General features: G+C 38.2%; 7 protein-coding genes. 5 read left to right on the top strand and 2 right to left on the bottom strand.

Features of this window, described 5'->3' with window-relative positions:
* Positions 1-49: 49 nt before the first annotated feature.
* Together AC0J6S_RS04780 and AC0J6S_RS04785 are read right to left on the bottom strand one after the other, a co-directional pair.
* Positions 50-433: a DoxX family membrane protein gene (locus AC0J6S_RS04780; protein ID WP_474955673.1), complete on the bottom strand. Its 384-nt coding sequence runs from the start codon at positions 431-433 to the stop codon at positions 50-52.
* Between the two features lie 4 nt (positions 434-437).
* Positions 438-1586: a DNA polymerase III subunit gene (locus tag AC0J6S_RS04785; protein WP_474955674.1), complete on the bottom strand. Its 1149-nt coding sequence runs from the start codon at positions 1584-1586 to the stop codon at positions 438-440.
* A 351-nt stretch (positions 1587-1937) separates the two neighbouring features.
* On the opposite strand from AC0J6S_RS04785, the gene AC0J6S_RS04790 reads away from it, so the two are divergent.
* The 5 genes from AC0J6S_RS04790 to AC0J6S_RS04810 all read left to right on the top strand — a co-directional run bounded on the left by AC0J6S_RS04790 (position 1938) and on the right by AC0J6S_RS04810 (position 26936).
* Positions 1938-2381 carry a hypothetical protein gene (locus AC0J6S_RS04790; RefSeq protein WP_474955675.1) on the top strand — a complete coding sequence of 148 codons (444 nt, stop codon included), beginning with the start codon at positions 1938-1940 and terminating at the stop codon, positions 2379-2381.
* Between the two features lie 171 nt (positions 2382-2552).
* Positions 2553-3836, top strand: coding sequence for a hypothetical protein (locus AC0J6S_RS04795; RefSeq protein WP_474955676.1), 1284 nt, complete (start codon positions 2553-2555; stop codon positions 3834-3836).
* 55 nt (positions 3837-3891) lie between these two features.
* Positions 3892-5346, top strand: coding sequence for a T9SS type B sorting domain-containing protein (locus tag AC0J6S_RS04800; protein ID WP_474955677.1), 1455 nt, complete (start codon positions 3892-3894; stop codon positions 5344-5346).
* A 1-nt stretch (position 5347) separates the two neighbouring features.
* Positions 5348-8944, top strand: coding sequence for a PorP/SprF family type IX secretion system membrane protein (locus tag AC0J6S_RS04805; protein ID WP_474955678.1), 3597 nt, complete (start codon positions 5348-5350; stop codon positions 8942-8944).
* Positions 8945-9230: 286 nt separating this feature from the next.
* A complete protein-coding gene (locus AC0J6S_RS04810) occupies positions 9231-26936 on the top strand; it encodes a T9SS type B sorting domain-containing protein (RefSeq protein WP_474955679.1) in 17706 nt (5901 codons plus the stop codon).
* The last annotated feature ends 31 nt before the right edge of the window (positions 26937-26967 follow it).

The following is a 26967-nucleotide window of genomic DNA, read 5'->3' on the forward strand; positions in this document are numbered from 1 at the left end:
TTTTATATAAAAAGGAAATTGTTGTTGTTCAAAATAGTAATTTGTAATTTTAATTTAACCAATAAACGGCCAAAATTGCAGGGATAAAATAGATGACAATTGTTCTGGCGCCATCATAATCTTTGGCTAATCTTTGTCCGAAAAGCAACATCAGTAAAGTGATACAAGAGAAAACGGCTCCATAGAAACCAAATATTCTTCCGTTGTTTACAAATAATTCGATGCAACCTACCACACATAAAATACCGGAGATTAATTCCAAAATAAGAATGTTTAGCAACGCCAATGGCACTTGGTTTTTTAGTGGCGTTTTTGCGAAATGACCTTTTAGCCATTCCACATTATCTTTCCAATAAAACAGTTTGTCATATCCGGACTGCAGAAAAGTGATGGCTAGGAAAATTAAAATTAAAATAGAAGTAATGTTGTTCATGTTTTTATTTTTTGTGGATTAATCGGGTTAGTTTTATGGATAAATCGGTGAGGATAATTTTAGCGTTTCCGTTGCGTTCGATATGATACATGGCATTAGAAAGTTCTTTGAAAATATCATTAATGTTGTTTCCATTTACAAAAGGCGCAAAATTCTCCAGTTTGAACTTTTCAACTTGCGGTTCCATGTAAACTAAACTTGGAGTTTGGTAATTCAGCAATAATGCCTGACGGAACATATCGATACAAAAGTGTAAAAATTTCTTCTGGGTTTCTCTTCCTAAACCGGCAATTTGCTCACTCCATTGAATCAAATCCTGAATGGCGGCGGCGTTTCCTTTCGCTCTAAAAGCAGCCCGAACCCAATCGACAAACCATTTTTCAAAAAAAACGGATTCGCTATCCGGTTGAAGTAATTGTAATGCTTTATTGAAATTTCCTTGCGCTTGATGCGCTATTTTTACGGCTGTTTTAGATTCTATATTTTCTTTTGAAACCAAAGCTTCTGCGATGACTTTTTCGCTTAATCCATTAAAATGCAGTACTTGGCATCGGGAACGAATCGTTTGAATAATATCTTCTTCGTTTTCTGAAATCAGGATAAAAACCGTTCTGTCTGTAGGTTCTTCCAATAATTTGAGCAGTTTATTAGATGCGGCGATGTTCAATTTATCGGCCATCCAAATAATCATTATTTTGTACCCGCCTTCATAAGATTTCAAAGACAGCGATTTCAAAATTTCCTGAGCATCATCGACCCTGATTTCTCCCTGCTTGTTTTTTACGCCCAGCATTTGGTACCAATTAAACAAACTTCCGTACGGATTGTGTTCTAAAAACTGTCTCCATTCCGTGATGAAATCAATACTTTTTGGTTTTGCTTTTACTTCTTCGGTACTTACCGTTGGATAAATAAAATGCAAATCCGGATGCGAAGTTTTCTGGAATTTGATATTGCACGCTTCATTTGAACCAGTGTTTTCGGCATTTTGATTGCTGCAAATAATGTATTGTGCATAAGCAATCGCCATAGGTAAGGTACCACTGCCTTCGGGACCAACAAACAGTTGTGCATGGGGAATTCTACCCAAATCAGCACTTTTTGTCAAATGACTTTTGATGTGTTCTTGTCCTAAAATTTCTGAAAATTGCATGAAGCAAAGATAGCAGAAAATGGTTTAGTCTAAAATTTTAGCAGGCAAAGTTTATGTTCAACAGTTTGTAAAGAAATGTAATTGTCGTTTTAGTTCACTATATTTTGTTTCAGCTCATATTGCGTAACAAGAGTTTTAAAATCGTATTTGTCTTATTAAAATAATTCTCTTTTACATTAAAATTAGGTGTCTTGAATGAATATTTTAAACATATTTAATGATAAATGTTGTTTTTTAATAATTATTTATGTTTTTATTAGACTATTTTTTAGCTTAAAATTGTATCTAAAAGTTGTGAATTCAAAATATTTGTATAATTTTGAGTTTTATTAATAATTTTATAATAAAGCTATGAAAGGAAAAATTATTTTCTTTAGTCTGTTTTTTTTGTTAGTAGCGGGAAGTGTATCAGCTCAAAACAAAAATTTACCAAAAAGCATCATCAGTACTACTGCATCTATAAGACAATATTATGATCAAAAGGAACTGAATGGGATGCAAAAAGGAGAGCTACTTGAATTATATATAGAGCGTATCAAGGTTTTAGTTAAAATTTTACCCTATGTTGCACTTGCTACAAAACCAGGAATAACTATGGCAGATTTAGGAATTCCGGACAATTCAGAACATAGAAAGTCCTTAGATTTACAGTCTGAAAGTACTTCAAATTTTCTTGCAACGACAGTAGATTTTCAAAGAAAAATGATGCCTTATTCGGATAAAAGTAACTTAATAGCATCAATTTTATTTTATCAAAATACATTGAAAGAACTTCATGTGTTTAATGAGCTTTAATATCCTTATTAGAGAAATTTTTGTTTGTTCGATGTATTGTTTTAAGGCAGCACATTTCAAAATCACGTAGATTTTAATCTACGTGATTTTGAAGTTAAAGGATAATTGGTTTTTTTTAATCCTAATTTAGTTACATAGTGATATGTTACGAATTATTTATAACTTATTTCAATGAAAAACATAACCATAATTATATGGATTCTTCTTTTAGTAGTTTGTGATGTTAATGCACAACAAGAAAAAGGCATATTTGGTTCAAGTAACTGGCTAAATAACTGGACAGAATTCAAGCCTCAGACTATTGATTATGGCGATGCAAATCAAATATTAGCCGGAAGCATCTCAGTCAATACAAAGTTATTGAAAAGAAATATTTATGTTCTACAAGGAGATGTTTATGTTACTAATAATGCAGTTTTAACAATTGAACCCGGAACCAAAATAATAGGTGACTTTGAATCAAAAGGCGCTTTAATTATTACAAAAGGAGCCACACTAATCGCTGATGGTTTAGAGACAGATCCAATCATATTTACTTCAAATGTTAGTTCTAAAAAAGCAGGAGATTGGGGAGGGATTATTGTATTAGGTGATGCTCCCGTTAATAAATTTGGAAACTACTCTTCATTAAACTTGGAACTTGACCCTAACTTCAATAACTATGGTGGAACTAATTCTATTAGTTCTTCTGGTATTATAAGATATGTTCGAATAGAATTTGCCGGAAAAAGAATCAAAGGGGGTAATAATTTTAGTGGATTATTATTAGCCGGATTAGGCTCTAAGACGATTGTCGAAAACGTAATGGTCAGTTATTGCGGAGGGAATTCTTTTGATATTTTTGGCGGAGAACTTAACTTGAGTAAAATGGTTTCTCTTAGATCCAAAAAAGATGACTTTAAGTTCACTCAAGGTGCACAATGTAGAATTGATAATTCATTAGCAATTAGATCTTCTTATGTTTCTAGTGATTCTGACTCTAGATGTGTAGAGGTTTTGGGTTATGAAAGAAAAGAAGAAACAGATTTTTCAAAAAAATTGACTGTTGTCACGGCCACAAACCTAACGATGGTGAATGATAGTGAAAATTTGAAAGCAGATATTCAAGCCGGATTAATAAAGTCAGCAGTCTACGTTGGAGAAAATGCATCCCTTATATTTAAGAAAAGCGTGATATCGGGGTTTAATCCTGCAGTTTTATTGGATAATAAAATCGAAATTAATGATAAGAATTTGAAGAAATTGCAATTCGAAGCTATGTATTTCAATAATTGTAATGGGAATATATTCACTGAATACAATACCAATAACGAAGACCTAGAAAATTGGTATGGTCAAAGTGTTTTTTTTAATGTGTATTCTAAAGGAAATAACTCAGAGACATTCATCGATTTTTCAAACGATAAAAAACCGGATTACCGTTTGCAATTATCCAAAATTACTGCATCTAAATAAAAACTACCGGTGTATATCGTGTGATTTTAAGACCAAAACAGACAAAAAATTAATTATGAAATGTAGCTTTACTACCATTTTAAATAAATATATTATTGTTTTTTTATTACTGTTCTTACCGGCAATTTTTTGTTTATATGCACAAGTAACTATTAATAAACCAACTATTGGTTTTACTCAAGTATGTGCGAATTCTGATTTTAATAAATTCGAAGTTAGTTTTTCTTTTAGCCCTTCAGGTTCTTTAGATCCCGCCAATCAGTTTATTTTAGAACTTTCAGATGCTGCAGGTAATTTTGCTGTACCATTCACTCTCAGTGCCACCGAAAAACCATTAACGGCGACTCCTACTTCAAGGACATTTATTTTTTCAGCTCCTACCAATATTGGAGGAGAAAATTATAGAATAAGAGTTAGGAGTACTTTACCAGCTTCAATTAGCCCGGTATCAAACGCTTTTGCAGCGTATTATAAAATTCAAGACTCACAATTTTCTATTAATAATTTCAATTCAACGGCAACTTACTGTACCGGTGGCTCGTATTTATTAACGATAGATAATCCTGGAACAGGAACCAATGACTCTCCCTTAAAATATCCTTCACTTACCTATAAATGGTTTAAAGAGCCTAGCTTAGTGCCTATAGCTACCACCGCAAGTTTAACGGTGAACCAGCCAGGACGCTATTATGTGGAGACTAATTATGGTAGTTGTACATCAGATTCTTATTCAAACAGAGTAACTGTAGGAGAAGCAGTAGGTGTATCTGCAACAATCACTTCTAGTAAAGGTAATCCTTTTTGTCCTTCGGATGGTCCAACAACACTTAGCACACAAGCGGGAAACTCCTATCAGTGGTTTAATAATGATGTTGCAATTTCAGGGGCAACAGGGCAACAATACCAAACTAGCACAGCAGGAAGATATTCGGTAAAAGTTGATTTTGGAGGCTGTTCCTCAACTGCTTCCATAAGCTTACAGGATGTACTCTTTACTGGTTCTTTGAATGTATCGAATACAACAATAATAAATCAAGGAGATACTAAAACCATCATTGCCACCACAGATGCTGGTAATCCTAAATTTGAATGGTTTTTTAACAACACCTTAATTACAGGAGCAGTTTCAAATACCTTAGATGTTACTGAGCAAGGATCTTATTCTCTTACTATTACACAAACTACCGGATGTATATCCAAAAAAGATTTACCTTTTGTTATAGACTTTCCTTTTTTTGATTCAAACGTTACTAAGATTCCAAATCTAATCAGTCCCAATAATGACGGAATCAATGACACTTGGATCTTGCCACAAGAGTATGTAAGTGGGACAAATACCGAAATACTATTGTTAAATTCAAGAGGGGAAATAGCTTTACAAACAAATAATTATCAAAATAATTCGCCGGAAAATGCGCTAGATTTTAAATCAGTTAATCCAATTTATTATTACATAATTACTACGCAAGACAATAAAGTAAAAAAAGGTTCTATAACGGTAGTCAAGTAACATGAAAAATATCTTTTTAAGCGTTGTGTTTTTTTTCTGTTTGCTTCAAGTACTCCATTCTCAAGAAGGTGGAGTAACTTCGTTTAACATTCCAGTTAGGAATTCCCTCAAATTCAACAAGTTCCTTTTAAATCCAACTTTTAGTTTTGCCAGAGAACAAAATTCGTATATCAGTATTTTCAACAAAAGAGAATGGGTACAATTTGAAGATGCCCCACAAACGTATTTAATTAGTTATTCCGGTCGATTTAGGGAAAATCAGGGGATTTCATTAGGACTTTTTCAACAAAATTATGGAGTGTTGACTACTTTTGGAGGAATTGCAAATTTTGCCCAAAATGTATATTTAGACCAAGACAGTAACTTGACTTTTGGGGTTAATTTAGGTTTTTATAAAAGTGGTATCAACACTGGAAAAGTAGTGACAAATTATCCTGATCCTTCGCTGGAAACAATACCTTCAAACTCTTTAATTACCTTAAGTCCTGGTATAAATTATGGGACCGCTTTTTTTGATTTTGGTTTAGCCATCAATAATGCCGTATTATATAATCTTCAAACTTCCCAAATGGTCCAAGATGACCCGGAACGGAGCATTCAAGCACATATAATGTATACAGGTTTTGTAGACAGCTATGGTTTTTTTGATAAAAGTAAGTTTTCTGGACTAGTAAGAGCTGAAAGTAAAAAAGATCAAACAATTGTTTCTGGACTTATGATGTTCAGTATTCCTAAGGGAATTTGGGTACAAGCCGGTTATAACAGTTTTCATGGTGTTTCAGCAGGTTTAGGACTCAACCTAACTTCTCGAATAGCGTTAGAATATAATTACGAAAAAACAGTAGGGAGTTTTACACAGTTTGGACCATCCCATGAAATAGTCTTGGCTTATAAATTTAAGGGAGATTATAATGATGATGATGAAGAAGAAGGAGCTATCATACCTGCAATAGAAACTCGAAAAGTCGCTCCCCCAAAAGCAGTTGTTCAAGCCAAACCTAAATCGACAGCTGAGATTCAAAAAGAAAATGAAATGAAAGCAGCGAAAGAAAAAGTACTTGCCGATGCAAAGGCTACTTCCGATGCCATTGCACAAACCAGATTAGAGAGTGCGGCTAAGTCAAAAGCACTATTGGAAGCCAATCGATTAAAAAGAGAGAAAATTGCTGCAGATGCTGCTGCCAAAGCAAAAGCTATAGCTGATGCCAAAATAACTACTGCTCCTAAACCAGTGGTGCCAAAAACACAACCAATAACCGTAACAGATGCCAAAACAAAATTAGCTGCTGACGCTAAAGCGAAAGAAGATGTAGAAATGGCAAAATTGGCGGCTGGTGCAAAAGCCAAACTTGCTACTGATGCTAAAGCTAAAGCTCAAGCCGATGCCAAAGTAAAATTAGCTGCTGATGCTAAAGCAAAACTAGATGCAGAAACTGCCAAACTTGCCAGTGATACTAAAGCGAAAGCTGACGCCGATGCCAAAGCAAAGTTAGCTGCCGATGCTAAAGCAAAACTAGATGCACAAACTGCTAAACTGGCCGCTGATACTAAAGCTAAAGCTGACGCCGATGCAAAATTAGCTACCGATGCTAAAGCAAAACTAGATGCAGAAACTGCTAAACTTGCCGCTGATGCTAAAGCGAAAGCTGAAGCCGATGCCAAAGCAAAATTAGCCGCTGATGCCAAAGCAAAACTAGATGCAGAAACTGCCAAACTTGCCAGTGATACTAAAGCCAAAGCTGACGCCGATGCCAAAGCAAAATTAGCTGCTGATGCCAAAGCAAAACAAGATGCAGAAACTGCTAAACTTGCTACTGATGCCAAAGCTAAAGCTGAAGCCGATGCCAAAGTAAAATTAGCTGCTGATGCTAAGGCGAAACAAGATGCAGAAACTGCCAAACTTGCCACTGATGCTAAAGCCAAAGCAAAATTAGCTGCCGATGCCAAAGCCAAAGCCGACGCCGATGCGAAATTAACTTCTGATGCTAAAGCAAAACAAGATGCAGAAACTGCTAAACTTGCCGCTGATGCTAAAGCGAAAGCTGAAGCCGATGCCAAAGCAAAATTAGCCGCTGATGCCAAAGCAAAACAAGATGCAGAAACTGCTAAACTTGCTACTGATGCCAAAGCTAAAGCTGAAGCCGATGCCAAAGTAAAATTAGCTGCTGATGCTAAGGCGAAACAAGATGCAGAAACTGCCAAACTTGCCACTGATGCTAAAGCCAAAGCTGACGCCGATGCCAAAGCAAAATTAGCTGCCGATGCCAAAGCCAAAGCCGACGCCGATGCGAAATTAACTTCTGATGCTAAAGCAAAACAAGATGCAGAAACTGCTAAACTTGCCGCTGATGCTAAAGCCAAAGCTGACGCCGATGCCAAAGCCAAAGCTGACGCCGATGCGAAATTAGCTGCTGATGCCAAAGCGAAATTAGATGCAGAAACTGCTAAATTGGCCGCTGATGCTAAAGCTAAAGCTGAAGCCGATGCCAAAGCAAAATTAGCTTCCGATGCTAAAGCGAAATTAGATGCAGAAACTGCTAAATTGACCGCTGATGCCAAAGCCAAAGCTGACGCTGATGCGAAATTGGCTGCTGATGCCAAAGCGAAATTAGATGCAGAAACTGCTAAATTGGCCGCTGATGCTAAAGCCAAAGCTGACCCCGATGCTAAAGCCAAAGCTGACGCCGATGCGAAATTAGCTGCCGATGCAAAAGCCAAAGCAAAACCGAAGGATGAGAATGCAAAAACGATGGATAATGTAGCTGAAACATTAGATAATGCCAGAAAGACACAGCTACAATTATTAAATCAGTTGAATGAAAAAGTGAATCAAAAAGAAAAAGAACTGAAAGACTTAAAAACGGAAAATGATTTAAGTGATAAAGGAATTGCAAGTGCTCCAAAAGAATTTAAGAGTGTTTCCGCTGAAAATAGCGCATTGGAATCTTTAAAATCAGAAATTGATCAGGTTAATAAAAGCCAAAATCAATTGCTAGGGACGTTTAAAAACTTATACGAAGAGCGCATTAAAAAAGTACCAAACAAAGAGGATGCACTCACACAAAGCTATTTGAAAACGATAGACATGTTGAAAGCGGAACAACTAAAAGCGGAACAATCCAATACTAATTTAATTACGTCATTAGAGAAAATTAAAATTGAAACGGAAATAGAGAAGAAACGTAGAATAAAACGTGCCAACTTTGAAAATGAGGACAGCAGATATCAGAAAGATCAAGAGACGTTGAAACGTATAAAAGAAACAACAAAAGTTAGCACAACAAAACTTAAACCGGAAGATTTTGATTATGGTAATGAGCAAATGAATATGCAAATTATTAAGAACATTAAAAACGTAGAAACTGGATATTATTTAGTGCTTGCAGTTCATGCTGATGTTGTCAAAAGAGATTCTTTTGTTACCAAAACAGTAGCTTCGGGAGAGCCAAAAATTAATTTTTTCTATGATGTTAAATCAACGAATTATTTCATCTATTCGGATAAATTTGACAACTTACAAGAAGCAACAAGAACTCTGGAGACCCGCGGCAGTAAGCCTTATAACGGAAAAATGGTTCTGGTGCGCGTAGAGAATTAACAACAAAATAGGACGTTTAGGCCTTTAGTACAGCATATAGTAATAAAAGCAATATCATACAATGGGTTGCCATAAATTATGAATTGGGTCTGGTACTATTCTAAACTTGTTTTAGGATAGTATTTTCCGTTGAAGATGATTCCGCAATTTCTAATTAGAAAGGGAATGAAGGAGTGTTACGTTTAATTAAATAGCAATATAAATTTTTTAAATATCATATAATTTGCTCCGAAGAAATTTCCGTTTTTGGAATGAAGTCAGGCAGATACCCAAATAAATTCTTACCATGAAAAAAACTACTTTTTTAAAAGTAATCCTACTTACTTTTATGCTCATTCAAAGTTTTTGGTCAGTTGCGCAAAACGTTGTGCCCTTTACACGTCGTTTTGATCAAGACATAAAGGGAGATATGTTACTGATAGGGAATAGTATTTTAAATCGAAATGATGGAAATAATAGAAGACCTAATAATGCTTATAATGATGGTGGTTTAAATTCATCATTTAGTATGGAGTACATCAATATTGATAACGGTGCTACTCCAGGTATTTTTAATTCTAGTAGTGCTAATTTGGTTGTTCCTAATCCGGTTGCAACTTCGGCTCCATGTTATAGAATTGTTTATGCTGCTTTGTATTGGGGTGCCGTAACAAGAGGTACAACTCCGGTGACTAATGTGAGATTTAGAATGCCATCTGGGGGCTACAATGATGTGGTAGGAACCGTCATTCATAATTCAACTACAGCTATAGGAAGCAGTTTGCCTTATGCCTGTGTGGCTGATGTAACGAGTTTAGTTACTGGTGCTGGAAATCCAAATCCAGAAGGAACTTATACACTGGCAAACGTTTCTTCTGCGATAGGTTCAAATGGTGGTACGGGACTATCTGCCGGATGGTCGCTTTATATTGTATACGAAGATCCCAAATTGCCTGCAAAATCCATCACTTCCTATGATGGTTTTAGTGCCATAAGTTCTACTGTAAACTTAGACATTCCAGTTACTGGTTTTAGAACGATCCCAACGGGACCTGTACGTGTTAAATTTGCTTTTTCTGCTTTGGAAGGAGACAGAAGTATAAATGGCGATAATTTATCCATAAACGGATCTGTTTTAACTGCTGTGAATAATGCAGGTACTACTATTCGTGCTAATAACAATTTTTTTAACAGTTCGGTGACTTTTATTGACCCTGTAACAGGGACCACTGAAAATTATCTTAATAGAACCCCCAACAGTTCCAATACACTCGGGTATGATGCGGGTATTTTACAAGTGAATAATAATGGAAACGCAGTAATCAATAATAATGATACTAGTGCAACCATTGGGCTCAGGAGTAATCAAGATGTGTACTTTTATTACTTTAATGCCATTGCTTTAGATATTATTGCGCCAAACATTGTTTTGACCAAGCAAGTTTTTGGTGACGCAACTTTAACTAACAATATTGGAAATGGTAATGTTACTTTAGGGCAGGATTTGTTTTATGCTATCGGTTTTCAAAATATTGGGAACGACAATGCGGAAAATTTTACCATAACGGATATCCTACCTATCAACATCAATTTTGATCCTAATGATATAGTAGTGCCTAATGGATCAGGTATTACTTATTTGTACAATGCAGCTACAAGAACTATTGTATTTACTGTACCTAATAGATTAGTAGAGCAAAATGACCCTAGATATGTAATTCGTTTCAAAGTTAAAGTTGTACCGGAATGTAACGACTTAAGTGATGCGTGTTCAAATGCTATTCAAAATCAAGCTTTTGCAAGTTATGTTGGAGATATCAGTAATATAGCGGTAAATGAGCAAGAGAGTTTGGCTAATTTTGGAGCTTGTTTTTTAGGAACTCCAGCGCCTACCAACTTTTTAGTTGGAACTGAAAATTGTATCTACACTAGAGATTATCAACTTTGTGGGGCCAGTGTAGTGCTGACTGCGGCCAATGGATACAACGCTTATTCGTGGTCAACCAGCCCAACTGGAACTCCAGTAATAGGAACTACGCAATCCATCACGGTAACACAAACTGGAACGTATTATGTAACTAATTTTGCTACTGCTCCGTGTAGAACCATACGTCAAGTGGTTACGGTTTCTCCTGCAGGTTCAGCAGTTACTAATCCTGTGATTCCTTTTGCTACACAAACAGTAACCTGCCCTAATAACGGTAGACTTCTACCTAAAATATTTTTGTGCGGGGCCAATGCCAGTCGTTTAATCACTACAGGAGTTACTGATGCTATATCAATTGTGTGGCAACGTTTGAATGAAGCCACTTGTCCTGCCATTGGTACAGATGATTGTGCCAATGAAAATGTAAGTTGTTCTTGGACAACGGTAGGTACAGGGCCAAACTATACAGCTGATACCTCTGGACAATTTAGGGTTGTTTTTAATTATGCTGGAGGTTGTTTCAATATTTTCTATTTTAATGTTTTTAAAAACTTATTAGATCCAACGGCAGTTTCAAGAGATATCTATTGTACTACAACAGGACAAATTACGGTGGGTGGTGTTCCTGCAACTGGCTATGAATTTAGTTTAAATGCAGCAGGTCCATTTCAAACCAGTAATGTATTTCCAATTTCTACTCCAGGAACTTATACGGTTTATATCAGGCAACAAGGAGTGGTTTCTAATCCATGTTTGTTTTCGGTACCTGGAATAGATATCATAAGACGTAATTTTACAGTAAGTGAGTTTGTGACGCAACCGTTGTGTAATGGAGATCGTGGAACCATTCGGTTAGCTGCAAATGACGTACGCGCACAATATTTTTATACGTTAAGAAGAAATGGAACTGTAATTAATTCAGTAGGTCCTATAGCACCAAGTGATTTTGATTTCCCTAATTTAACAGCAGGTACTTATACTTATGAAGTTAGAACAGATGATGGTTGTTTGGGAACAGGTTCTATAGATATAAGAGAGCCTGCTATATTAACAGCAACAGTTAATCCTACCAAAGCACTTACTTGTGAAACCGGTGAGATAACCGTTACGCCAGTAGGTGGAACTTCTCCTTATGCTTATTATGTAAACGGGGCGACATCACCTCAGTTTTCAAATATTATAAACACACCTACAGCAGGATTATATGAAATATTAGTTATTGATTTTAATGGCTGTAGAGCTACAACCTCTATAAATGTAGCAAGCGTTCCTAGACCGGTATACAACACGGTTGGTACCAATGTAAATTGCTACAATGTGAGCACAGGCGTTATTAATTTTAATATGACCAATGCCAATGGATATACCGTAACCTACAGTATTGATAATGGATTGACTTATGGAACGTCGGGGGTAATGTCAAATCTAGCTGCTGGTACCTATAATACTATTTTAAAATATACGCTAGATGGGGTAGAGTGTCTGGAACCCATGAGACCTATTACCATTACCCAACCGGCAGCAGCCGTAACCGCATCTGCGGGAGTATCTGAGTTAGCAGGTTGCGGACCAGCAGGCGAAGGTAGAGTACGTATCACTAACCCGCAAGGTGGTGTAGCTCCTTATGAATTTAGTTTTGACAACCAAGCTACTTGGACTACTGTAAATAATGCTTTAAAATTACCAGGTAGTTATATATTGTATGTAAGAGACCGCAACAATTGTATTTTTCAGGCTCCAGTAACAGTAGATCCCGCTCCAGCATCGCCAAATTTTAATATTGCAACACCTGTTGATTTTAATTGTGACGGAACCGCTACTAGTACGGTAACGGTAAATAATCCGGGCAATATCAATTATACTTATGATTATTTTATTGATAATGTAAGGAACACCAATACTCCAAGTAATGTGTTCTTAAACGTTACTCCGGGACCACATAGCATAAGGGTAGAATATAGATTAAACTCTGTAACTACGTTTAGTAATTTATTGTTAGAAAATTTTGGATATGGACAGGATACCACATCGCCAGGAATTAATACTGCATTTTATTGTTTTGAAAGACAAGTAGCTGCTACGCAATGCAAAGGAAACATTCAAATTCAGGATGGTGATTATTCCGTTACAGCTAGTATTGTATCACCTTACGGAGCATGGGTTCAACCGGGTGATCACACACCTCCTACGACACCACCTACACCAAGAGGAAGAAGCTTAGTGGTAAACATTGGGGATCAAATAGCTACAAGTGACATTTTATACCAACAAGTTATCAATGATATTATCCCTAACCAGCCTATCAATTTTGAGTTGTATGCGATGAATTTACTTCGAACAGGAAATACACAAGTAAATGCTGATTTAAGAGTAGCTTTGGTTGATGCAAGCGGAACTGAAATCTCATTTTTTGCTACTGGTGATATACCTAAAACCCAAATTTGGGAGGTTTATCCAAAAACAGCGGTAACTTTAAATCCAGGTCCTAATACCAGCTTACGATTTATAATCCGTTCGAATAAAAGAGCTACTAGTGGAAATGATGTAGCGATAGATGATGTTAGAGTATACCAATTGCCAGTTGCCTGCCTTACCTCAAGAACCATAAATATTGAAGTGCCAACAGGACAAGCATTTGCGTCTCAAATTACAGGGCAACGCAATGTATCTTGTGCAGGACTTACGGATGGTCAAATAACTATTGCAGCACAAAATTTTAATGCAACAACAGGTTTTGAATATTCATTAAATAACGGTGGTACATGGAGTACAGCCCAATTTACTTCTCCAGTATTTGTAAACAGTTTAGCAGGTAATACAACTTATAGTGTTGTGGTTCGTCCAGTAGGATCTACAGTAGTAGCTTGTGCTAAACCTTTTACAGTAAACATTACTGCGCCTACACCGGTAACAGCAGCAGCAGTACTACTTACTCCGGCAACTTGTACAACAGGCGCTACCATACGTGCAACCGGCGGAGGAGGAACTCCAGCCTATCAATATGAATTGCGTGCGGCGAACGGGACTACTCCAATAACTGCTTTTAATAATAATCGAGATTTTACCAATGTACCAGCAGGAAATTACACGGTATTTGTAAGAGATGCAAATAATTGTTCTAATCCTACTGGAACCGCAATATCCGTAATAGCACCTCCAGCTTTAACTGCAGTTTTAGATACTACAACAGATTATTGCTATACTACTGCTAATCCAGCGACTCTAGTAGTCAATATAGCAGGAGGAACAGGGCCATTTACCTATCAATTAGACACAAATACAAGTGAAAGTTCAGCAGCTACCACTTTTTCTTTTGCTAATGTTACGCCAGGAACGCACACTATTGTAGTAAGGGATAGCAACAATTGTACATCGACTATTTCTAATATTGTTATTGCCCCACAATTAGGTTTCAATGTTTCTTTGATCAATGATTTAACGTGTTTGGTTGTTGCCTCTATTGGTAATCCAGTTATTACAAACGGATACGGCGCGCCATATACATATAGTGTTTCTTACAATTCAGAAACTCCTACTGCAGTGACTTCATTCCCATTTACTACTACGCAAGCGGGTAGTTATGTATTCACAGTGACAGACAGCCGTGGCTGTACCGCTAGCAGTAACCCTATTATAGTAACGCCTAGAACTACACCATCACAAATTACTGCAAAAACAGATATTAGTTGTAATGGTTTGAATAATGGTACCATTACCGTAACCCCTTCAGGAGGATTTACTACTACCTATACGTATGTATTGAGTGGACCTATACCTACCAGAACACAACCAACAAATCAATTTACAAATTTACCGGCAGGTCTTTACAACGTGAATGTCATTGACAGTAAAGGCTGTCCATCAGTTGTAACGCAAGTAACGATTATCAATCCAGATCCTATTGTAGTGACAGCTACTGCAACATCTTTTACTTGTAATAATGCAAACGAACCTCAATCGGCAATTGTTACTATTGAACCACCTACTGGCGGTACAGGAACATATTTATACAGTTTTAACGGTGGAAGTTTTACTAGTAATAATGAACTAACGGTAAATAACGGAACAACAGCTGTAGATTATCAAGTTAGAGACTCAAACGGTTGTTTGTCACCACTTCAAACGATCCCGTTACAGCAATTAAATTCACCAACCGATTTAACTTTTGGTAATGCTGCTATTACTTGTGATAATACGACTACAACGGTTACTGTTCAAGCTACTAATGGAGTAGGAGCCTTAACGTTCTTGATTACAGGAACAAATTCAGGAACTAATTCAACGTTTTTTACACCAGCCACAACATCGGGAGCAACGGCTACTTTCCCTAATTTATTAGCAGGAAATTACACCTTTAGAGTAACTGATGCCAATGGTTGTTACTACACCGAATCACACAATATTGCCGCAGTTACGCCTGTAGCCGTTGCGCCTAATAAAACCAGCGATGTATTGTGCCGAGGCGGCGCTACAGGTTCAGGAACGTTTACCGTTTCTGGAAATGCTACAGTAGGTGCTTTTACATATACACCAACATCGTTTAGTACAGCAACCTTAACACAATCAGGAAATGTACTAACGCTAAGCAATGCAGCAGCGGGTACGTATATCGTACAAGTGAGAGATAACGCAACGGGTTGTGAGGCTGATGGAACCATCACCATCAACCAGCCTACTGATCCACTTATAATGTCTATTACGAGTCAAACCAACTTTAATTGCAACAACGATAATGCTCAAATAACGGTATCGGCATCAGGAGGAACAACGGGTTATAGTTATGCTTTTGCTCCAAGTCTTTCTACAGTGCCAACATCTCCTTATGCTAGCAGCAATGTGGTAACAGTAGATACGAATAATGGAACCGTTTTAACATGGGATGTCTACGTGCGTGATGCTAATGGATGTACAACCAGCACATCAGTAACCATAGCAGCAGATCCTGCACCAGCACCTCCAGTAGTAACCGTACCAAATCAATGTTTAGCAACAGGAAGCGGATTTACAATTACAGTAAACCCAGTAACGGGACCTTTAGGACCTTATACGTATGGAATTTCTGGAATTACAGGAGCTTTTCAAACAGCTACTACCTTTAATGTAGTACCAGGATCATATACCGTGTTTGTTAGAGATAGAAACGGTTGTTTTTCAACAGGGACAGCAGTAACAGTGGCACAGCAATTAACAGCTAATGCAGCAGTTACTAAACCATTAGATTGTGACCCAACTAATCCAGATGCTATCATTACTACAACTATAAATGGAGGACAAGCCAATTATAGTTATGTGATTACAGATAGTAGTGGTAATACAGTTGCTTCGGACAGTGGAATTACAGGACCAACATTTACATACAGTCCAACAGTAGCAGGTACTTATACAATTGTAATTACTGCTGCTAATGGTTGTACAACTACTGCAACCGCAACAGTTGATGTGATTTCAGATCCAAGTTTAGGGATAGCTACTCAAGTTAATGTAAGTTGTAATGGTGGATCAGACGGATCAGTTACTTTAATTGGTTCGGGAGGTTCAGGAGGATATCTTTACAGTAACAACGCTACTACAGGATTTACATCAAATCCTACTTTTTCAAACCTAGCGGCGGGAACCTATCCTTTTTATGTACGTGATTCTAAACAATGTGATATCTTTATAAACGTTACTATCACAGAACCAGCAAATGCTTTGGCAGCAACAGCTGATGTAGTACAATTTGAGTGTAGCCCTTCTAATGCTCCAGTAGCAGGAACGGTAATTATAAATGTAACTTCAGGAACTGGAACTGCTCCATATACCTACAGCTTTAACGGTGGTGCTTTTACAAATACTAACGTTTTAACCATAAACAACACTACGGCAGATGTACCTTACACATATGAAGTACGTGACGCAAGAGGATGTACCGTTAATGGTGGTGGAACTCTATTACGTTTAAACAATCCGGTGATAGGAACCATCACGAGTACACGAATTCTTTGTGAGCCAGTAACATCAACCACAAGTACAGTAACTGTTCCTATAAATGCGGGTACTGGAGTAGGTACTTTAAGCTACACGATTGTGTCTGGTCCAGTTATAAACACAACAGGAGCTAACACCGGAATATTTACAGGCTTAACTTCTGGAAATTATGTGTTTAGAGTAACGGATGCCAACGGATGTTACGATACCGAGTCTCATTTTGTAGCTCCAGTAACGCCAATAGTAGCTACGGCTACTAAATTAACTGATGTTGATTGTAACGGAAACACAACAGGTTCTATTCGTTATAGCGTAAGTGGTTTTGGAACAGGAACGTACAGCTACACTATAAATGGTTTTGCCACAGCGACCGGACAAACTTTAAGCACTTTCGATTTGACCAACAGAGCCGCAGGAACCTATGCTGTAGTTTTCACAGATGAAGTTACTGGTTGTACTTCAAGTACTTCAAGTACTTCTGTTACAATTTCGCAACCAGCAGCATTAGATATCTCGCTTGTTTCAAGCATAAATGCAAATTGTGATATACCTACATCAAGAGTAACAGTTACCGCTGCAGGAGGAACAACACCTTATTCGTATGCATTTGTGCCAGCGGGTAACGCACCTGCTGCAACAGATTATACCTCAAGTGCTGTTAGAAACTTAAATCCAGCAACGCCACTTTGGGATGTATACGTACTCGATGCAAATGGATGTCCTGATATGATACAAGTTTCTGTAACTTCAGATCCAATACCAACTGTTACGGCTGCAGGTTCAGGATGTTTAGGAACTCCGGGAGGATATACTATTACAGCAGCTAATACTACTATGCCACTAGCAGGAATTGTTAGCCCAATACGTTACAGTATTAACAATGGTGCTTCTTACCAAACAACTACTGATTTTATTGTAACTACAGCAGGTACTTATACCGTTACCATGATTGACGGAAACGGTTGTATTGCAACCGCACCAATTATTACAGTGGCTCCACAATTAACACTAAATGCTGTTTTAAACAAAGACATTACTTGTGTTGTAGGTGACGAGCCTGCAAGAATCACTGTGACACCAACAGGTGGAGTAGGTCCGTTTACTTATACTGCAAGTCCTGCTACAGGATCATTCGCGGGCAATGTGTTTACAACAAACACACCTAGTAATTATACTTTTACAGTTACTGATACTACTACAGGTTGTACATATACAACTACAGCGGCTATTCCTGTAACAACAGCAATTTTACCTGATATTACAAGTATCACACAAACCGCATTTATCAATTGTAATGGTGATGATACAGGTGCAATAAGAGCTGATTTTAACTCTTCACTTGGTTTAGGACCATTTGAGTTTAGTATTGATGGCACTAATTTCCAAAGTTCAAATACGTTTACAGGACTTTCGGCAGGACCTTATACTATTACAATTAGAGACGCGAAAGGCTGTACGGATACTGAATCATATACTATTATGGAGCCAGTTATTCTAGCGTATACTTTTACGAAAAATGAGATTATTTGTAGTGGAGCTGGTACAACGCTAGGTTCAATAATTGCTACTCCTACTGGCGGTACTCCAATTGCAGGACCTTCTCCTTACAATTACGTAATAACTAATAATGTTGGCGCAACAGTTAACCCGCCTACAATTGTGGGAGGTGTTTATACTTTTGACATTGTTAACTTTGGTATCTATCAATTAAGTTTTGTAGATGCAAATGGTTGTAGTACAACTCAAACTATTTCAATGGCCTCACCTCCAACTGATTTAGTAATTGATGTTAATACTAGTCCAGCTTCTTGTACCAGTTCAACTATTGTGGTAAGTGTTAATCCTCTTATAGCAGGTGGTCCTTATTATTTTGCACAGTTCCCTATTATATCAGGTTCAACACCACCATATGATTATCTATCAAATATGGGTTCATATCAAAGTGCAGATGCAGGATTTCCTTTGCAATCAACATTTCCAGGTTTAAATCCAGGTGTTGTTTATTCATTTATTGTTTATGATACTGCCACCAATTGTTACTATTTTAAGCAAGCTGAGTCAGCAACTTTAACGGCATCTACTTTAACAAGTACTGTTTCACCAAACAATATAACTTGTAGAGGTGCTGCAGATGGCACGGTAGATTTTACATTTACTAATACTTATCCTGTAGCTACTGATGTAACTTATCAGGTTTTTAACTCACAGACGAATCTGCCGGTAACATCAATTGCGATAGGTACTGTAAATGGATTAGTTGGGACGGTAACCACCCCAGTTAATGGCCTTGGTTTATTAGGTACTGGCACATATTATATTTTATTTAGAGAAGTAAGCTCTGGAGCTAATAATGGTTGTACAAATGCTTCTGCAACATTCACAATTTCAGAATCTGCTGTTGATTTAACTGTTTTAGGTACCATCATTAAAAATAGCAATTGTACAGATGATGGTATCATCACTGCACAAGCTCAAGGAGGAACAGCAGGTTACAGCTATCAAGTAACGACTTCTATTATACCGCCATCAATTACAGATGCAGGTTGGGTTTCTGGAAATACGTTTACTAGACCTGGTTCATTAACAGGAATCACGTATTATGTGTATGCTAAAGATGCGTATGGTTGTATTCAAGTAGATGATGTTGATTTATTCCAAGATGCACCACCTACAATTGCAGTTCCTGCGCCAATTTGTTATGATGGAACTCCATTTACAATAGATTTAGTTGCAGATGCTTCGGCTTCGGCTACTATTTTACCAGCAACTTATAAAGTAGAACCAATTGCTAGTTTAGGTACAGCTGCGTACCAAAACGGTTCTGCTTTTACGTTCAATGCTGCTGGAACTTATAGATTGTACATTAGAGACGGCAATGGTTGCGTGGATTTTGTAGATTATGTTGTATTGCCACAACTTCAGTTAGCACCTGAGTTGACTAAAGATTTAGATTGTAACATACCTACACCAAATGCAACAGTAACCGTAACAGCAACTGGCGGAACAGCTACGTATGCCTATACTATTATTTCTGGTCCAGTTGTAAATATTACAGGAGCAACTAGTGGTATTTTTACAGGTTTAGATGCTGGAAATTATACCTTCGAAGTAAATGATGGCGCATGTACTGCTACCACAACATTTAGAATTGACCCAATTCCAGCTACTGTTATTGCTACACCTATCGTGACAAACGTAAGTTGTAATGCAGGCAATGACGGAACAATTACTATTGATGTAACTTCGGGCGTAGGTCCTTATGAATACAGTTTGTCTGACGGAGTAACTACATCTGCTTTTACAACCAATAATACTTTTACAGGTTTAGTGGCAGGAACCAATTATGTGGTCACTGTGCGTAATGATAGAGATTGTTTACAAGCTACGTCTCCTATAACAATTACAGAGCCGGATCCTCTTAACGCTACTGCTACTGCAGCAGCAAACACCACGTGTAGCACGACTACTGTAATTACTGTAGATACTCCAACAGGAGGAACTCCATCAGCAGTAGGAACCGGTTATACGTATAGTTTTAATGGTTTATCTTTCACGAGTGCCAATACCTTCACGGTAAATAATGGTCCACTAGCTGCCACCACAACAATCGTTGTGCGTGACGCTAACAATTGTACTTTTACTTTAGCAAATGTGGTTAGCCCAGCATTTACACCGCCTACAGATTTAACTTTTGCTGTAACTACTGCACCAACTTGCCCAAATACTGAGTCAACGGTACAAGTAACGGCTACAGGCGGTTTAGGCACACCGGCTTTTGAAATAATTTCTCCAGCTACTGCAACAGTAAATACTTCTGGAGCAACTTCTGGTGAATTTACACTTTTAGCACCTGGAGATTACATTTTCCGAGTGACTGACGACAATGGTTGTGCGTATCAAGAATTGTTCACCGTAGTTCCAGTAACTCCAATTGCTATTGTGGGTGCGTTGGTAAACGATATTACGTGTAATCCAGCAAATGCAGGGACTAATAATGGTTCGGCTAGTTTTACTGTAACCGGATTTAGTACTTCATTAGGATATACTGTAACTACTTCGCCAGGTGTTCCAGCAGCTCAGATTACAAATATGGGTGATGTTATAACCTTAACAGGTCTTGGCGCAGCAACGTATACAGTTACGGTAAGAGACAATACTACTTTGTGTGAGGCTTTTGATGATATTACTATAACGTTGCCGGATCCAATTTCTTTCGCACCAACCGCTAGCAAAGTGTTCTGTACACAATACAATTCGCAAATTACAGTAGGACCAGTTACCGGTGGCACAGGCGTGTACGAGTATGCGGCGGTACCATCAAGTAGCGCTGCGCCAACAGCGTACAACAATATCCCAGTGCTTACTGTTGATACCACAAACGGAACGGTATTAAATTGGGATGTATATGTACGTGATGCAAATGGATGTGTAAGTATAGAAACAGTTACAATTGTAAGTGATGCCGCTCCAACTATTGTAGCGCCAGCAGCACAGTGTTACACAGGTACGCCATTAACAGTTGATTTGAGTCCAAATACAATAACAACTACCTACAATGGTATTAATAAAACATACACCCTTGACGGATCGGTTTTAGCAACTTCTACAGCTACCTTTAATGGACCGGGAACGTATATTTTAGGCATTAGAGATGATAATGGTTGCGAGGTTACAACAACATATACGGTTGTAAACCAGTTAATAGTTGGAGCTGTATTAATTAAAGATTTGACCTGTGCCACTCCAACACCCGCTACCATTAATGTAACAATCACGGGAGGAGTTGGACCATTTAGCTACCAAATGTTTAATGGAGTTACGGCAGTGGGTGGAATTACACCAGTTATTGGAACAACATTTACTGCAAACCCACCAACAGCAGGATTCTATTCATTTGTAATTACAGATAGTGCTATTCCTATTTGTTCTATTACAACTAATAGCGTTGAAGTAACTACACCAGTAACGCCAATGTTCACAACTGTAGAAACGGATGCTACGTGTAACGGAGACAGTAACGGTACTATTACGGTAACCCCAACAGCAGGCGATGCACCGTTTACTTTCGTGTTAACCGGAACAGGAGCTAACACTAGCGGTGCTACTACTGGAAACTACAGTGGATTGCCAGCAGGATCGTACACGGTTGTGATTACAGATGCTAAAGGATGTCCATCAGCAGCAGCAGCGGCAATTGTTATTGATGAACCAATTGTGGTGTCAGCTACTATTAGTGTAACCACACCATTAAGTTGTGGTACAGGTAATGTGACTCAAGCAGCAACGGTAACGGCACAAGGCGCAGGCGGAAATGGTTCATACCAATACAACTTTAATGGCCAAGGTTGGACACCAGATAACTTTTATGTAACCAATACCGCAGGACCAGTAAATGTATTAGTGAGAGATACTAATTTATGTACCGTTTCGGCTACAGCAAGTACAACTGTGGATGCCTTAGATCCTCCAACGAATATGGATATTTCTGGTTCATTGATTTATTGTGCACCAGTTGCAAATCAAACAAGTACGGTAACCATAAACAGTGTTACAGACGGTGTGGGTACGTTTACATACGAAATACTTTCTCCTGCTAGTGCTATAGGAAATACAAGTGGAGTAACTTCTGGAATATTTACGGGCTTAGATGCAGAAGATTATTTGTTCCAAGTAACAGATGCTAACGGTTGTACGTACCAAGAATTGTACACTGTGGCACCACGTGTAAACATTGCTGCAACAGTAGCAACGATCACAAACGAAACTTGTTTTAACGCTAATGATGGTACAGCAACCATTACGGTCAGTAATTCAGCGGGTTACACCGTAATCTTAACGCCAAGTAGTGCCGTTCCGGTAATTAATGGCAACGAGGTAGACCTTACCGCATTGGCACCAGGAAGTTACACCCTAGAAGTGGTAGACACTACTACAGGATGTATAGTTGATGTAAGCTTTGTCATTGCTGATGTTGCTCAAGTTCTTGATTATACTTACGTAGCAACTAACATCAATTGTGATGTAGATACCGCTGCTATTACGGTATCGGCTACTGGTGGAACTCTTGATTATCAATATGCAGTGGTTCCAGTGGGAGGTACTCCAGCAATAACAGCGTATGGATTAAGTAATCAATTGACTGTAGATACCAGTTCTGGTACTGCGATGCAATGGGATGTATATGTTAGGGATGCAAACGGTTGTATTGATTTTGAAACCGTAACGATTCAAACAGATGTGAATCCTACTATTGCAACTGCAGTGGCAACACAGTGTCCGAGTCCAACAGGAACGTATGAGATAGACGTAACGGCTTCGGGCTTTAGTGCAGGACCGCTTCAATACAGTGCGGATGGTAGCAACTACCAACCAGGAAATATAATTACCGTAAACGCACCAGGCAATTACAATATTACAGTTCGCGATGCTAACGGTTGTATTTCAGCAATAACTGTAGTTACTATAGTAGATCCTTTAATTTTAACACCAGTCGTTAGCGTTCCAGTATCATGCGCAGGTAATGACGGAGAAATAGCTGTAAGCGCTACAGGAGGTTCAGGAAACTTTTTGTACAATATTGATGGTATTGGTGGTTTTGCATTAGTACCTTCGTTCCCTAATTTGGCAGTAGGTCCGCATAGGATTACTGTTCGTGACACGGTAACTTTATGTGAAGTATTTGTAGATGTCAACTTACAAGCGGCTACTTTAATTACTGGTTTTGCTTTGGCAAGTACTCCTGTAACCTGTAACGGCGATAGTGATGGAACGATTAGAGCAACTTTAACAACTCCAGCGCCGGGCGTAAATGATAACCCGGTATACACGTATACCTTAACAGGAACAACTATAGGTGGAGTAGCGGTTGCACGACCAGCTCAAGACTCTCCATTATTTGCTGGATTAGAGGCTTCTGATACTGCTGGATATACCATAACCGTAAGATCAGGAAGAGGTTGTGAAGACACAGCTACAATAGTTGTTCTTCAGCCAGATCCGATGGTAGTACCAGCACCAGCAGTGGCGCAGTTTGGTTGTACGTCGGGTAACATAGGCAACCTTGCTATGATAACGGTAACAGGAGTAACAGGAGGTTCAGGAACGTACTTGAACTACGAGTTTTTACGCAATGGTACACGCGTGCAATTTGGACCTAGCAACACCTTCACCGAAGGCGATGTAGCGGGTGGTACGTATCTAGTAAACGTTTTTGACAGCAACGGTTGTCTTGGAACAAGTGCCACACCTATTGTTGTTGATCCTTACATTGAACTAGAAACAGTGACTGTAAATGTAGATCAAGCGATAACATGTACTAATTTAGAGAATATTACCGTAAGTGTTGCTACTACGGGTGGCACTGCTTCTAATTTAGAATTTATATTAGTAGATAGAGATCCACTTACTGGAACACTAGGAATCTTGTATCCAAGTCAAACTAATACAAACGGTATATTTACCAATTTACCAATAGGAGATTACAACATTACCGTACGCAACTTAGACACAGATTGTGAAGTACGCATGGTGCATTTTGTAAACAATCCAAATACGTTTGAATTAGTGGTAAATGCTACAACCGATGTAACGTGTTTGACGGATAACAATGGAACTGCTACTATAACGCTGGTAGATCGATTGATCACGACTACTCCAGTTAATGGTAATGACGCAGGCGCCTTTACGTATACGCTTGAAGATGCATTGGGTAATTCATTACCAGGTGGTACTTCTTCTACTGCAGGACCTTTTACACTTACGAACCTAGCAGCAGGAACATATAGCATCAATGCTACTTTAATCAATACGCCATCTTGTACGGTAACGACAAACTTTACTATTGTAGCACCAACAGCAGCACTTGATATTACCGAAACACATACTGAAATTACGTGTTTAGCCGGGAATAATGATGGTTCTATATCTGTTGCAGCAACCGGTGGTTGGCCAGGAGATTACGAGTATCAATTACTTTTAAATGGTGCTGAAATTATTGCTTACGGTGCTCAAACAGAATTCACTAATTTAACTGCAGGGAACTATACGGTTAACGTAAGAGACAGTAGAGGATGTGTAAATTCTGAAATTGTAGTGCTAAACAATCCAATTCCAATTGCATTTACAGCAGTGCCAAGTACTACACTTATTGATTGTATTAACGATACAAACGCCAGCATCACGGTAACAACAGCGCCAACAGGTGGATCTGGTGATTATTTATACACCTTGATTAGAACAGATGCAAGCGGTGTGGTAACTACTAATGGTCCACAAATTGCCAATACGTTTACTAATTTAGGTGCTGGTACGTACCAAGTTCGCGTATCTGATTCTTGGACTTGCAGCACGACTTCAGCAGCTATCGTAATTAACGAACCAACACGAGTAACGGCGGCCTTGACATTGGCTACAGCCAAAACATGTGCTATTGATGCCACAATAACACTTACTGCTGCTGGCGGAACAGCTCCTTACGACTACAGTACTACTGCTAATTTTGCTACAGCAATACCAATGGTAGGAAACACAGCTACTTTCTCTGTACCAGTAGGAACATATAGCTACTACATTCGGGATAATAACGGTTGTACAAGCTTCATTTCAAACGATGTTAAAATTGATGAGGTGCCTACATTAACCCTTGATCTTGATATTCAAAATGCAACAATCAATTGTACTGGTGATGCATCAGGAGTGATTGTCGCGGTAGCACTAGGAGGTTTAGGTAACTATAATTATACACTTTTAGACAGTGTGGGTAATCCAGTTACATTTACGGTAACACAAACTACACCGGGTAACTTCACCAATATTCCTGCAGGAAATTATGTAGTGCGTGTAATAAGTGAAGATTGTGCTGCGGTAATTTCTAGTATTGTAGCTATTACCGAACCGTTGTTACCACTAACGCAATCTAATGTAGTAACTCCAATTACCTGTGCCGGTGAAGGAGATGGTACCATTACAATTACTGCTTCTGGAGGTACTGGAATCATCAAGTATGCTATTTCACCAGATTTGAATCAGTTCTTTGAATCAAATGTTTTTGAAAACTTAAGACCAGGTTTTTATGATTATATTGTTCAAGATGAAAACGGATGTTTTGAATACGTAACAGGTATAGAAATTGAAGAGCCAGGATCTGTATTTGCTACTGTTGTTCCTAACAGTGAAATTCCAGAAGTGTGTGCAGGTGATGCTGATGGTGCTTTTAGCTTGAATATTACTGGAGGAGTGGCACCATACAGCGTAAGCTTGAATGATATAAACGGAACCTACACAACGGGTACGCTTACACAAACACAATTTGATTTCAGCGGTTTATCAGGAAACGAACAAATTGTTTACATCCGTGATGCTAATGGATGTGAAAGTGATATTTCTATTTTACTAGGGGAACCAGTAACATTAAACCCTCAAGCTAACGTTAATTATGATTGTGAAAACAACACTCAAGTTAATTCGGTAACCATTACAGTAGCTGCTGGAAATGCGCCTTCAGATTTAGATTACTCACTTGATGGTTCAGTAGTGTTCCAGACAAGTAATGTATTCAATAACTTGAGCGCAGGAGAACATACCGTTGATGTAAGACATACAAATGGATGTATCAAACAAGTTATTTTTGAAGTAGATCAAATAAACCCGATTACCATCGCACTGTCTGATGGTGGATTGAATGAGATTGTGACTACGGTAACGGGCGGTTTTGGTAACTACCAATACAGCTTAAACGGAGAGCCTCAAGGAAATCAAAGTAACTTTATTATCTACAGTTCTGGCGATTATACCGTTACCGTTACTGATGCGAATGGATGTACGGCAACCGCTACCCGATATTTTGAGTTTATTGACATCAAAATACCAAATGTGTTTACACCAAACGGAGATGGTAGTAATGATACTTGGGCACCTACCAATACCATTAACTATAAGGATTTAGTATTCGATATATTTGACAGATACGGCAGAAAATTAGGTTCTTACAGAGAAGGTCAATTTTGGGACGGTAAATACAATGGTACTGAATTACCTTCAGGGGATTACTGGTATGTCATTAAAATCAGAGACGTGAAAGATGCACGTGAATTTGTTGGACATTTCACATTATACAGATAATGGTAAACGAAAGGGCTTGTGTTATCTCAAA

The sequence above is a fragment of the Flavobacterium sp. TS_SC_5 genome (assembly GCF_056156265.1).